The 13,763-nt window shown below is 66.1% G+C and carries 7 protein-coding genes; 4 read left to right on the top strand and 3 right to left on the bottom strand.

From position 1 onward, the window contains the following. Window positions 1-498 precede the first annotated feature (498 nt). Both KA184_06595 and KA184_06590 read right to left on the bottom strand, forming a co-directional pair. Window positions 499-2,331 (bottom strand): sigma 54-interacting transcriptional regulator, encoded by a 1,833-nt coding sequence (locus tag KA184_06595; protein MBP8129235.1) that lies wholly within the window; start codon window positions 2,329-2,331, stop codon window positions 499-501. A 106-nt stretch (window positions 2,332-2,437) separates the two neighbouring features. Next, window positions 2,438-5,587, bottom strand: a complete 3,150-nt coding sequence (locus KA184_06590) for a serine/threonine protein kinase (GenBank protein ID MBP8129234.1) — start codon at window positions 5,585-5,587, stop codon at window positions 2,438-2,440. Window positions 5,588-5,853: 266 nt separating this feature from the next. On the opposite strand from KA184_06590, the gene KA184_06585 reads away from it, so the two are divergent. The 4 genes from KA184_06585 to KA184_06570 all read left to right on the top strand — a co-directional run bounded on the left by KA184_06585 (window position 5,854) and on the right by KA184_06570 (window position 13,139). After that, window positions 5,854-7,065, top strand: a complete 1,212-nt coding sequence (locus KA184_06585) for an MFS transporter (protein ID MBP8129233.1) — start codon at window positions 5,854-5,856, stop codon at window positions 7,063-7,065. Window positions 7,066-7,320: 255 nt separating this feature from the next. Continuing rightward, window positions 7,321-8,634: a diguanylate cyclase gene (locus KA184_06580; protein MBP8129232.1), complete on the top strand. Its 1,314-nt coding sequence runs from the start codon at window positions 7,321-7,323 to the stop codon at window positions 8,632-8,634. 16 nt (window positions 8,635-8,650) lie between these two features. After that, entirely contained in the window at window positions 8,651-10,732 is a 2,082-nt protein-coding gene (locus KA184_06575; GenBank protein MBP8129231.1) for a sulfatase, read from the top strand. Between the two features lie 40 nt (window positions 10,733-10,772). After that, the gene (locus tag KA184_06570) at window positions 10,773-13,139 is read left to right on the top strand and encodes a YfhO family protein (GenBank protein ID MBP8129230.1); all 2,367 of its coding nucleotides are present in this window, start codon (window positions 10,773-10,775) and stop codon (window positions 13,137-13,139) included. Here KA184_06570 and KA184_06565 read toward each other — a convergent pair. Beyond that, window positions 13,134-13,763: hypothetical protein (locus KA184_06565; protein MBP8129229.1), on the bottom strand; the 630-nt coding region annotated here is incomplete at its 5' end. The genes KA184_06570 and KA184_06565 overlap by 6 nt on opposite strands.

Here is a 13,763-nt window from a genome sequence, read left to right as displayed (position 1 = left end):
CCTCAACTTCCCCCGGCGCGCCGTTGCCGCCTGAAATCCCCGCTGCCGGAGATAGAGCATTATCCGTGCCAAACACTCCCTATCCGGCGCGGCTGCAGTTGCAAGATATTTGCCATCAATGGGTTATGAATGAGAAGACCGGCATGTTCGCGTCCGAAGCCTGTTCGGGAAGAGCATCGTATTCCCATTTTGGCACACGATTTTTGTGCCAAAATGGGAATGGAAGCGCGGCAGGCGCGTCCGGACCCCGAGAAGCGGCGGCGGCGCGGGGCGCGCGGCCAAGTGGGCTGTCTTACAGATTCGCTGCCGTATCGCCCCGTTTCATGGGAAGCGCGGTAGCTTGCTGCCGCTTTCTTTCGGGCAGCCTGCTGCGCGGCGGTCTTCTTGTCGCGGAGCAACCTGCGCGGAGAACGAGGCGCGGACATCCGCCTTCGAAGGGGCAATGGCGGACAAGATATTGCGCGCCGCACGCGTGACCGTATCTCTGAAAGGCGGGCACTACGGTTTCAGCCCGTAGGTTTCCATTTTGCGGTAGAGGGTGCTCCGGCCGATTTCCAGCACCTTCGCGGTCTGCTGGATGTCTCCCTCGCACGCAGCGAGCACCGCTTCGATGTGGCGCCGTTCCACTTCGCGCAATGCCGAGGGGCCGGTTTCGCCTGGCCATTGCACGGCATACTGACTGCGGGCCAGGACGTCCTCAAGCTGGATAACGGGATTGCGCGCAAGGGCGATGGCGCGCTGCATGCAGCTTCGGAGTTCCCGCACGTTTCCCGGCCAGGCGTAGCGGCCGAAATATTCGAACACGCCGGGGCCGATATCCGTCAGCGGTATGCGCGCCTGGGTCCTGCCCATCTCGAAGAAATGCCGGGTGAGCACGGGAATGTCGCTGGGCCGCTCGCGCAACGGGGGTATGTGGATTTCGAAACCGTTCAGGCGATGATACAGGTCTTCGCGGAACGCGCCGCTCCTGATGGCGTCCTTGAGGTCCTTGTTGGTGGCGGAGATGACCCGCACGTCCACGCGCGACTCCCGCCCGGAGCCGATGCGCCGGAAGGCGCCCGTCTCGGCAACGCGCAGGATACGCGCCTGGTTATCGAGCGTGAGGTCGCCCACTTCGTCGAGGAACAGGGTGCCGCCGTCGGCTTGCTCCAACAGCCCGGACCGGGCTTCCGTCGCGCCCGTGTACGCCCCCTTTTCGTGGCCGAACAATTCGCTTTCGAACAGCTCGCGCGGGATGGCGGCGCAATTCACAACGATGAAGGGGCGGGCATGCCGGGCCGAACGTGCCAGGAGCATGCGCGCGGCCACTTCCTTGCCCGTCCCGGTTTCCCCGGAAATCAGGACCGGCAGGTCCGACTTGGCCACTTCGGCTATCCGCTTGCGGACCTGGGCCATCGCGCGGCTGACGCCGATCAGCGTTTCGGATTCGCCCGCCCGCGAACGGAACAGTTCGTGGTCCCGCCGCAGCTGTTCCAGGTTTTCCAGGGCGTAGAGAAACGGCGCTAGGGAACGCGCGAGCAGCGTCAGGATGACCAGTTCCCCCTCCTGGCCGCCATTCGCGGACGCCCCCCGCCGCAAGGCCAGCACGCCGAGGTCCACGCCGGCGAAATACACGGGCGCCGCAAGCAGGAACTCCTCCGAATCGGCCGGCTTGCCACCCGGGGGGCCAACGAGGCTGCGCCGTTCCCGCAGGCACCGCTGCAGCAGCGCCGGCGGGGGCGCCGCGCGTTCGCCGGACCGCGGCGCGGCCGTTTCGTCCAGGAGCAGTTCCCCGTCACCGCCCACGCGCGCCAGCCACCAGACGGAAGGGTGGAATCTGGCCTCCAGATGACGCCCGAGCGACGTATGCAGTTCCCCCGTAGTCAGGCAACGTCCGAATTCCCGGGACACGTTGTAGAGCAAGGCCAGGTCGTCAACGGTTCGCGGTCTCCCCCCTTCCTGACTGTAGTCCCCCGACGGCGTATCGGCCAAGACGGCGTCGTCCGCCCACGACCGTGTTTCGGCATCCCCGGGCTGCGGGGACTCCCGCCGGCCCGCATAGGCCGAGTTCGTCAATACGAAGATGGCGGGCCCAACCGCCAGTTCGTCTCCGATACTCAAGACGCCCTCGCGAAACGGAACGCCATTGACGAGGGCCGGGTTGCGGCTGCCCAGGTCGCGGAACCGCACCTGGTCCCCATCGCGCCGGATTTCGCAATGATGCCGCGAAACGGTACGATGCGCGACCTGGACCGTGACATCCTCGCCGCGCCCCATCGTCAGCGGCGCATCACCGACCGGCCACGCATACCCCTTCCACTTACCCGAAACTGCGACTAGTTCCAGCTTCACTGCGTGCTGTTTCCTGCCCCGACCACCTGCAACGCATTCGACCGGCGGGATTATAGCAGACGCAACGCCCTTCCGGCATCTTTGAAGCCCATGGCATCTTTGAAGCTCATGGCGTGACACGCCAAGGGAGGATCGGCCACAGCACGACGGTGGCATCGTCACTGGCCGAGACGAGCATGCCGTTGTCGCTCCGAATGACCAGCGCGTTCACCGTCTCCTTGTGGCGCTCCAGGAAAAGCACCGGCCGCCCCGATTCCACATCCCAGAACCACAATGCCAGGTCCTTGCCCGCCGTAATGAGCCTGCGCCCGTCGGCGGAGAATACCACCGCGTAGACAATAGACTTGTGCCCGCGGAATTCGCGAACGATTTTCCCCATTTCAAGGTCCCAGAGAAACACACGGCCCATGTCGCCCCCCGTCGCCACGCGGCGTTCGTCGGGGCTGAATGCGATCGCGCTGACCCGCTGATTCTCGGGCGAAGTGAGGATGCCGGTCATTGCCCCGGTGGCGACGTCCCACACGCGCACGTTAGGGTCCATGCCCCCCGTCAGCAGCAGCCGCCCATCCGGCGAGAAAATGACGACGTCCACGCGGCGCGGGTCGGCCTCAACCTGCGCGCGGCGCTCGCCCGTGGCCATGTCCCAGAGAACAGCCGAGCCGTCCCAGGACCCCGTGGCGAGAACCTTTTCATCCGGGCTTACGGCCACGCTGCGGCAGACGTCCGAATGCGCGGCGATCGTTTGCAGGCATTCCCCCGTCGCCGCGTCATACAGCGAAGCCGTGCCGTCCTGGTTGCCCGCGGCGATGCACGCGCCGTTCGCATAGAAACAAACGCTGTGAACCGGACCGTGTCCCGTCGTGATTTCACGGCGGATGCTGTTGTCGCGCAGGTTCCACAGGATGACGCGGTCGTCGTCCTCATAGCGCCAGGAGCCGCCGCCACTGGCGAGCAGCGTGCCGTCGGGGCTGAACGCGACGGAGTTCACCGGCCCCGTGTGAGCGGCCAGGGTCCGGCGCTTTTCCAGGGGAACCACGGGGCAGATAATGGCGGACATGCGGCTGACGGTCGAGTCAATATGCGTGATGAACTCCGACCCGTCCGGACTCAGGTTGACGAACTCCAGGGGGCTCGAGAACCCTTCATGCCGGGCCACCTCCTGGCCGGTAGCAGTGTCCCATATCCGTACGGTCCGGTCTTTGCTCGAAGTCAATACGCGCCCGCCGCCGGGCAAGAAATGGGCTTCCGTGATCCCCGCTTCGTGCCCCGTGAAACGGCGTACTTCCTCGCCTGTCCGCGCATTCCAGAGAACGCCTTCGCGGTCCGTCCCCCCGGAAAACAGAAACGCATCGTCGGGACTGAAGGCGACGCAACGCGCCGACGGCGCGTGAACCGGGGGGGTGTGCCATGCGTCGTCCGAATCGAGCGACCAGAGCCAGACGCTTCCGTCGTCGATGGCCGCGGCAACCTGTTTCCCGCTGTGCGAAAACGCAATATAGATCATATGCTCCGGCAGCGCGGGAAACATGCGTCCCGGCCGGCCGTTGGCGGGGTCAAACAAAGTGATCACCTCCCCGTACTGCGTGGCCGCCGCGAGGATGCGTCCGTCGGGCGAAATAGCCGGGGCGTAGCCGCCCATTTCGTGCAGGAACGCATAGCTCTGCGCGTCATAGACGCACAAGCGTTCCGACATCGTTGCCAGGATGAGGTACCTGCCGTCGGGACTCCATACGCCCCGGTGAAAGAATTCGTTGGGAAGGATGAATTCGTGCAGCTTCTCGCCGCTTCGCGCGTCCCAGAGAAACGCGGAGAAATCATGGGCGCAGGTGACAATCCGGGTGCCGTCCGGGCTGTAGAACGCGTATTCCACCCGGTCCGTATGCCCGCGCAGCACCAGCCGCTCCGCATGGCACATGGCCTTGACGAGGCCCCATTCCACGCCGCGGTAGAGTTCCGGAGCCCGCGCCAGGGCCTCTTCGGCTTCTTCGAAGCGGCGGTTGTCGACCGCGTTGTGCGCGAGATTGATCGAGGCATCGTACAGTGCTTGTTCGGTCTCAGCCTGTTGCCGCACGATGCCGGCGATAGCAAACGCGCCCGTCAGCAGGACCGTCAGGAGCGCGGCGGCAGCGCCCGTCAGCAAGGTTACATGACGGCGCACAAAGCGGCGCAACCGGTCCATGGGGTTATACCGATATGCTTCCACTAGCGCGCCCGACTGGAAGCGCGTGAGCTCCTGCACGAGCTCCCCGGCCGTAGCGTAGCGCTCGCTGGGTTCGCGGCGCATGGCCCGTCCGCAAATGGCGGCGAGTTCCGCCGGTGCCTTCGGTTCCAGCACTTCAACGGGTTCCGGGTCGCGCGTCAACACGGCATGGAACAGCGCGGGCAGGTCGCGCTCCTCCGCGAAGGGACGCTCGCTCGTCAGGAGTTCGTACAAGACGGCGCCCAGCCCGTACACGTCCGAAGCTTCCGCGATTTGCGTCAGGTCGCCGCGTATCTGTTCCGGCGACATATAACCCGGCGTGCCGAGCGACTGCCCGTAGCGCGTGAGCCGTTCTCCCGGCTCGCGTTGCGTTTCCGCCACGGGCGCCCTGGGGAAGGCTTCCTCAACCTGACCTTTGCGCGTGGCCAGGCCCCAGTCGATGACGACCGTTTCGCCGAACTCGCCCACCAGCACATTCGAGGGCTTGAGGTCGCGGTGAACATAGCCCCGGCTGTGCGCATAGGCCATCGCGTGGCACAAGTTCATGAAATGGGGGAGCAGGTCCAGCCGGCGCGCCAGATCGCCGGCATCCTGGATGGCCTGGTCCAGGGTGCGGCCCCGGATCAACTTCATGGTGTAGTACAGCGTGCCGTCGGCGCGCTGGCCCATCTCATAGATCGGGACAATGGAGGGGTGCTCGAGTTGAGCCGTGATCCGCGCTTCGCGGAGAAATCTCACGACGCCAGGCGTGCGCGCGGCGGGCGATTCCCCCTCGGCGACCGTATCCTGGTCGGGCTCCGTATCCTTCAACAGTTCCTTGAGCGCTATCTCCCGGCTAAGATAGCAATCCCTCACAAGCAAGACCCGGCCAATGCCGCCACTGCCCTGCTCCCGGACCACCGCATAGCGGCCCGGAATTTCCCGGAGCATTCCCGGAATACACGCCTCCCCCCACCACGCCTCAGCGGCAAACAGGCCGTCTCCCGACGGCCCGGCAGCACCAGTCGCGGAAAGCATGCTCCCGGTATAGACGGAATGGTCCACCGGTTCTTCCATGCAAGTACCCCCGTTCCTTATTCCGAGAGGATAAGTATAATCACGATGGGTATCAAGCCGGGCATTCGCCAGAAAACCAAGCCGCGCGCGGCGATTGCTTCCGGGCAACGGGGCCCGTTTCTCCAGGCGGCGGATCGCGCGTATGCGCGGATTGTTGCGCCCGGGGCGATGCGCTACTATGCGGCGGTCCGCCGCGGCCGCGCGGAAACGGCTCCGGCAACAGGCCGCGGCGCCGCAATTGGGCAGCATTCGGGAGCAACCGCGCTGTGAGTGGCACGCAACAACACAAAGAGAGCGCATGGGCGCCATTGACTCTTTGCTACGGCGGCATGATGTGCGTCGCCATCGGCTCCAATCTCGCGCCGGTATTCCTGACCACATTCAAGGAAACTTTTGGCGGGCCGGCCGGTTTGACCGACGAGCAGTTGGGCCGGGTCGCGGCGGTGATCTTCGCGGGATTCGTCGCGGGTATCCTCGGCGGCGGCCCGCTGGCGGACCGCTGGGGCGCGAAACCGCTGGCCGTGCTGGGCGCGGTGCTCACGGTCGCGGGCCTGGCGCTCCTGACCGCTGCGCGCGTCTATGGCGCATTGCTAGCCGCGAGCGCCGTGCTCGGCCTGGGCGCGGGCGTGCTGGACATGATCCTGAGCCCCATCGTGGCGGCTATCGAGCCGGAGCGCCGCACCGCCGCGCTGAACTGGCTCCACGCCTTCTACTGCATCGGCGCCGTGCTGACCGTCCTGGCCGGTTCAGCGGCCCTTCACTTCGGTATCAGTTGGCGCATCCTGGCGCTCGCCCTTATCGCGTGCCCGGCGGCGATTGCGGCGGGTTTCACGCCTTTGCGCCTGCCCCCGCTCGTGCACCGGGACGCCTCGCGCGTGGCAGTGCGCGAACTGCTGCACGCGCCCGCGTTCCTGGCGGGGCTGGCCGTGGTCGCGCTGGCGGGCGCGTCGGAACAGGGCGTCGCGCAGTGGCTGCCCGCGTATGTCGAGCGCGTGCTGGGCTACACGAAGGCGCAAGCCGCCATGGCGCTGGCCGGGTTTTCCGTGGCGATGATTGTGGGCCGCGTGCTCGCCGCCCTGGCGGCCCGCCGTGTGCGGGCGGTACCCCTCTTGCGCGGCGCATGCGTCCTGCTCGTCCTGCTGATAGTGGCGGGAACCGGGGCGCCGCAACGCGACCTTGCGTGCGCCGCATGCGTCCTCTGCGGGCTTGCCGTCAGTTGCCTCTGGCCCACCACGCTCGGCCTCACCGCGGACCGGTTCCCTCACGGCGGCGCTTCGATGTTCGCGCTCCTCGCCGCCGCCGGAAACGCCGGCTGCTTCGTCATGCCTTGGGCCTTGGGCATCATCGCGGAACACAGCGGGCTCGCGCTCGGCATGGCCCTGGTGGCGTGCTGCCCCGCGGGCATTATCGTGCTGCTCGCCGCATATGGCCGCCACATGCACGGCAAGGACGGGGCATCACGGCAGTCTCCGGCGTGACTGCCGCGGCGACGGCGGAACAGGCGCATGCAGCGTCGAGGCCGGGCGCGCGTATTGCTTGAGAGGGCGCCGCGCGTTGTTGCGTGGATGCAGTGCACCGGCTTCACGTCTGCTTCTCCGCGCGCGGACCGCCATTTTGCGCCATCGGATAGCGAAAAACTTTCCGTTGAACTGTTAATAATGCGCACGACCGTTTGACTGGTTTTTCTGCGTCGCCTATACTCGCTTTTCCCACGACATGAAGGACACCGGAAGGTGCTGAATTCCAATTCCGCAAAAGGTGATCTGGCGGGGAATGACGTTGCTTCCGCGGTGCAAAAGCAGTCAGGCTCGGGCTTCACGGTGTTAATCGCCGATGACCAGGCCAACACACGCGACCTCGTGGCCAAGCTGCTCGAATCGCGGCTCGGCTGCCGGTTCCTGGTTGCGTCCACCGGTGACGAGGCCCTCCTATCCGCGCAAGGGCGCCAGGTCGACATCGTAGTCACGGATTTGGTCATGCCCGGCGCCCACGGTTTGGACCTGATCGCCGCGCTTCGTTCCGGAAATCCCGGCATCAACATCATCGCGATGACCGGCTACCCGACCGATTTCCCGTTCGTGGACGTGGTGCACGCCGGCGCGGACGACTTCATCCGCAAGCCCTTTCCGCCCGCGGAACTCGAGGCCAAGCTGGTCCGCCTCTTCCGGGAACGCGACGCGCGCCAAGCGCAGCAACTCGCCGAAGGCAAGTATCGCAGCCTGTTTGAACTCAACATGGACGGCATGCTCCTGGTGGACGCTGTGCAACATTGCATCGTGGACGCCAACCACGCCTTCCGCGACCTCTCCGAGCGCGGCGTGTCCGCCCTGGTGGGCATGCCCGTCTTCGACCTGTTCGGCCCCGTGGACCGCATCCGCCTTGAACAGTGGCTGATGATTTGCGCCCACGGCGGCAAAGGCGCCATGGGAGATCTGAGCATCCCCTGCCCGAGCGGCCGCGTCGTGCATGCCGACCTGACCGCCACATTCATCGATGCTGGATACCAGCGCATCATCTTCCTGTCCTTCAAGGACGTCACGGAGAAGATCCTCTTCGACCAGCAGCTTGCCGAAGCAGCGCAAAAAGACGGCCTTACCGGCCTGCTGAACAAGCGTTCGTTCCAGAACCGGATCGAGGCCGCCATCGTCCGCGCCCGCGAACGCAGCCTGCCGCTCGGGCTCATGTTCATCGACCTGGACAATTTCAAGGCCTGTAACGACACCCACGGCCATCAGGCCGGCGACAAGTTGCTCATCGCGATGGCCGATGTGATTAATAAGAGCGTGCGCGCCACCTCGGACGACGGGTTTCGCCTGGGCGGCGACGAATTTGCCGTGATCCTGGTCGGCGCGGACCGCGAAAACTGCGCTCTCGTCGCCGAACGGATGCGCACGGAGTTCCAGAAGATCGAACACTACGGCACATCGATGAGCATCGGTGTCGCCCAGTACTCGGAACAACTTCAGGCGGAGACATTGGTCCGCTGTGCCGATGAGGCGTTATACAAGGCCAAACGGGCAGGCAAGAACACGGTCCACATCGCCTGACGCGGCCGCTCGCTGCATGGCGTCAGCGTTTCGCATCCGCGCGACGGGGTGGCTGGGTATCGCGCTTCTCTTGCTGCTTCCCGCCGGCTGCACCGAACTTCCCTGGCAAACCCGGCCTGTGTTGTCATGGAGCAACCTGAACGCCAAGACCGTGCACCGGGACAGGGAATGGCGCGGCGCGCGGCGCGTCGCGGGGCAGGTGGTCGAACTGGGAGCCATTCCTCAAGACGCGTTCCTGCGCATCGGCGTACTCGACGAAGGTTTCGAGCCCATCCGCGTGCGGGTCTACGCGGGGGACCGCCGCGCCGCCGAATTCGCGACGGCGGGCGTCAGCGGCTGGGTGGACCGGCGCCTGGACCTCTCTCGGGCCGGTTTCGCGGGCTTGCCGTGCCGCGTCTGGATCGAGAGCAAGCATCCGGTGTGGGTCGGCCCCTGCGAGGTGCGCCCGCCCGCAAGCCGGCGCCCGAATGTGTTGATCGTGCTCATTGACACCTTGCGCCAGGACCACGCCGGCTGTTTCGGGTACGCGCGCGAAACGACGCCGCATCTGGACGCGCTCGCTCGCGACGCCGCCCTGATCCGGGGGCTCACGCCGCCCTCTTCGTGGACGCGGCCCTCCGTGGCCTCGCTGCTCACGGGCACGTACCCGAACACCCACGGCGCGCAGGACCGCGTGGACAAGCGCCGCGCCGATGTGCCCACGCTGGCGGACGCATTGCGGGCGGCGGGCTATGAATCGCAGGGCTTCGTCACGAATCTGCATTGCCTGCCCACGTGGAACATGGGCATTGAGTTCGACCGTTACGTCAACGTCCGCGCCGAGGAATGGCACGTATCCGAGAAAGACGCGGACGCGGTGGCGCTCGCGGCCGAGGCGCTGCGCGGGCTTGCCGGGCGCCCCTGGTTTCTCTATGTTCATCTCATGAGCCCGCACGGGCCCTACACGCCGCCGGAACCGTTCGCTTCCGCGTTCGCTTCCGCGGGCGCGGACGAGCGGCAGCGCGCCATCGACGCGTACGACGCCGAGATCGCGTATGCGGACGCCTTGACCGGCGAATTGCTGGACACCCTGCGCGAACTCGGTCTCTATGACAATACGCTGACGCTCGTTCTGTCGGACCATGGCGAGGAATTCTGGGAGCACGGCGGCGTGGACCACGGCAAGACCTTGTATGAGGAACAACTGCGGGTCCCTTGCATCCTCAAGCTTCCGGGCGGCGCACACGCCGGGACGACGCATGACGCGCTCCATGAAATGTCAGACATTGCCCCCACGCTGTTGGAATTGCTCGGCCTGCCGCCCGAACCCCGGTTTGAGGGCGTCAGTTTCGCGACGGACCTCTCTGCGGCAAGCGCAACAACAGACCACATCGTCTTCGCGGACCTGCGCCTCGATGGCGCCTGCATGCGCGCCGTCAAGACCGCGGCCGTGAAGCACATCAACGACGAGCTCGCCGGCCGCGCGCAGTGGTTCGACCTCCAGGCCGACCCGGGGGAACTTGCGCCCATGCAAGCGCCGCCACAAGGCGGCGCCCGGCTGCTGGCGCACCTCGCGCGCATGGCCGTGCATGGGGCCCGCGGGTTGCACGTGCTGGTTACCAGCGGCCCCGAGGAGGCGGGCCGCGTCGAGATAGTCCTCGACCATGCGGGCGACAGCCCGTGCCGCGTCTTTTACCCGGAGGAGATGACCCGCGTCAGGCGTGAGGCGGGTCGCCTCATCGTGGAACTGGACATGGGCGCCAAGGACCGCTTCTTCCCGGATGCGCGCGTGTGGCACGAGCGGTATCAGTGCGACGGCGCCCGCGTTTGCGTGGATCTGCCGCACGGCGCGAGCGCCGCCCTGCGAGTCACGGCGAACGACAAGCAGGTGCCGGAAGACGCCGTGTTTCTCGGCGCGTCGCGCGCCCATGCGCCGCTGGACGGCGCGCCCCTGCCGCTCGATAAGATTATCGACAGCCCGGCGGCGTATGATATGGCGTTGCTGCCGCGGCGGTTCGCCGTGTATGCGTGGTACACGCCCGCGGCGGAACAGCTTCCAGACGGGCAACTGGCCCCGGAACTGACGGAAGCGATGCGCGCTCTGGGCTATATGAACTGAGTCCTTGCGGACACGTGTTGCCGGGGAGGAAACGTTCACTGTGCAGCCGCCAACGATAGATACTACGCCTCTGCGCCTGCGCGAGCCTCTGCTGCACGGGATTCTGCTCGTCGCGATTCTCGCCATCATGTTTCCCGCGGTGTTCTATCGCGGCGAGGTCATCACCGCCGCCGATTTGCTCTTCAGCCTGCCGTCGTGGGGCCAGCACAAACCGCCCGGGTGGGAGCGCCCCCAGAATCCGCTCATGGCGGATGTCATCTCCGTATTCCATCCCATGTTCGTGCTTGCCCGAACGGCGCTTGAGCGGGGGGAATGGCCGTTATGGAACCCTGCCGAGTGCGCCGGCATCCCCCTGATGGCCAATTGCCAGAGCGCCGTCTTCTATCCGCCCCGGCTCCTGCACCTGTTACCCGACATACCTTTCGCCACGTCCCTGTACGTGCTTCTGAAACTCTGGCTGTGCGGCATGACGGCCTACCTGTGCGCGCGGGGCATGCGCCTGCGGCCGGCCTCGGCGCGCTTCCTCTCGCTCGCGTGGATGCTCTGCACGTACAACCAGTTCTGGGCGTGCTGGCCCTTGCCCGACGTTAGCGCATGGCTGCCCGTGGTCTTCCTGGGCGTGGAACTGGCCTGCGCCGGGGCGTATCGCCGCGCCGTTGCCGCCATCGCGGCGGGCGGCGCCCTGATACTGCTGGCGGGCCACCCGGAAACCGCTTTCGCGATGTGCTTCAACGCGGGCGTCTATTTTGTGCTGCGCATGCTCCTGGAATGGCGGCGCGGCGCTTTCTGGGGCCGCGCAGCCGCGGCGTGCGCCGTGGGCTGGACGGCCGCCCTGCTCGTCTCCGCGGTGCAGTGGCTGCCCTTCGTCGAGTATCTGCTCAACAGTTACACCTTCTCCCACCGCGAGTTCGGCAGTTTCACGTCAGAACTCCTGCCGAATACGTCCGTCGGCTTGTTCGTGCCGCGCTTTTATGGCGCGGAGGCGCACTACAACTTCTGGGGCGACCAGGACGGCAACCGCTACGCGATCTATCCGGGCATCCTGATATGGATCGCCGCGGCCCTGCTATTCGCGCAACGAAAGGAACTCGGCGGCCGGAAACGGCCGCTGATCGCACTGGCGATTGCCGCCGCGGCCGCCATTCTGTCCGCGTTCAACGCGCCGGGGCTTTCGCTGCTGCACCAATTGCCCGGATTCGAGTCGTTGCGGCAGAACTACCACATCGGCTTCGGGCTGTTCGCCGTCGCCGTTCTCGGCGCGACCGGGCTCGACGGCTGGCTGTCGCGTCCCCGGCGCCTGCGCGAACTGGCCTGGACCGCCGTCCCGCTGGTCCCGGCCTGCGCGCTGGTCTATGCAGCGCTCCAATTCTATGCAAGGATTATCGAGGCCTACGAGGTTTCCGGCCTGGTGTGGCGGCAGGTGACCACAATCGCCGCCGTGGCGGTCTTGGGATTGCTCCTGTTGGCGGCGCACACCGTCAGGCCGCGTCCCAGGCTCATCGGAACGCTGATGGCCGCCTTGCTTGCCGCGGACCTCATCGCGGCGGGCTGGCGCATCAACCCGGCGCTGCCGGCGCAATACGCGTATCCCGATACGGAGCTCTTTCGGTATTTGCGCGCACAGGGCGAGCCTCTGCGTATCGAGCCGGGCGGCGCGCTGGGCGCACCCGGCGTATGCGCCGGTTTCGGCGTGCAGGAATGGATGGGCTACGATGGCTTGTACCCCGAGAGGATCATCCATTTCGCGCGTACCCTCAACACGGACCTCTGGAACAGCATGGAACCCGTGTGCAACATCCGGTTCTACTTGCGGCACCCCGAGATGGAAGACGGCGTCTTCCGGCGGCCCGCCTTTGCATTCGACGACGCGGACATCTTCCGGTTTGTCCACGAGATTGAGGGCGTATCGGTCTATGAGAATCTGCGCGCGCAACCCCGTGCCTTCCTGGTAAGCGCGGTGCGCGAGATTGCGGACGTCGCCGCCTTGTTTGACGTCATGCGCAGCAAGGACTACGACCCCAAGCGCGAAGTGGTGACGGACCGCGCGCCGAAAGGAAGCCCGCTGCCCGCCGCCGTGGGGCTCGATTCACCGGGTTCCGTCTCTGTGGAATCCTACGGCCCGACGGTCGTGCGCCTGCGCGCCGAGGCCGACCGGGATTGCGCCTTGGTCTTGGCGGACGGCTTCTTTCCTGGATGGCATGCCTATATCGACGGGCGCCGCACGGAGGTGTTCCCGGCCTACTACGCGTTTCGCGGCATTCTCCTGCCGGCAGGCGCGCACACGGTAGAGTTCCGTTACACTCCCCTGAGTTTCCGCATTGGGCTGGCCTTGTCCGTGCTCACGCTGTTGGCGGGCCTTGCCGTATCGCCGGTCTTGCTCCGGAAGCCACGGCAAGCGCCGTCATGACAGTCCCAAGACTGGCCCCGCGCCCAGCAGCCGCAGGAGGGTGAAAGCGGCATTCAGCGCATCCGGCCCGACCGAAGTCACGGGCTCCGGAACCGCAATCGTGTCATGGTCGACCGGCACCCACGTCCTGTCGCCGGCGCGCATCGGCTTGCGCAGCCAATGGTCTTCGGACAACACCCCATCCAGCCAGCAACTCATGGTTTCGGGCCACGCTTCCGGCGTATCCAGCCGTGCCAGCCGCAACTGGATCAGGGACTGCAGTTCGCGGCGCTGTTGTTCCCACGGCGCGGGCACGGCTTGACCCACGCTCCCGGCGATGCGGGCGGCGCTTTCGATTCCCAGATAGAACGCGAGCAGAGACTCGAGCGAAGTCCAGTCGCGCATCGAGGCGGGCTCGAAAGCCGGAAGCGGCTCGCCCAGCGGCCCATGACTCCAGCGAACCAGGAAGTCGGCACACAGACTGACGTCGTCCCAGAGTGATGCGAGAAACGCCGCCTGCGCCGTTGCGTCGAGAAAAAGGGTGTGCCGCCAGACACTGGCTACAAACCACGCGGCCGCGTCGGCGTCCAGTATTGCGCGGGGCAAGGCCTCCTCGCCGGTGGCATAACACGCAGCGGGCAGCGA

The organism is Candidatus Hydrogenedentota bacterium (assembly GCA_018005585.1).
Classification (GTDB): domain Bacteria; phylum Hydrogenedentota; class Hydrogenedentia; order Hydrogenedentales; family JAGMZX01; genus JAGMZX01.
The sequence above is the reverse complement of the archived record's forward strand: the minus strand, read 5'-3'. Positions and strand labels throughout refer to the sequence as shown.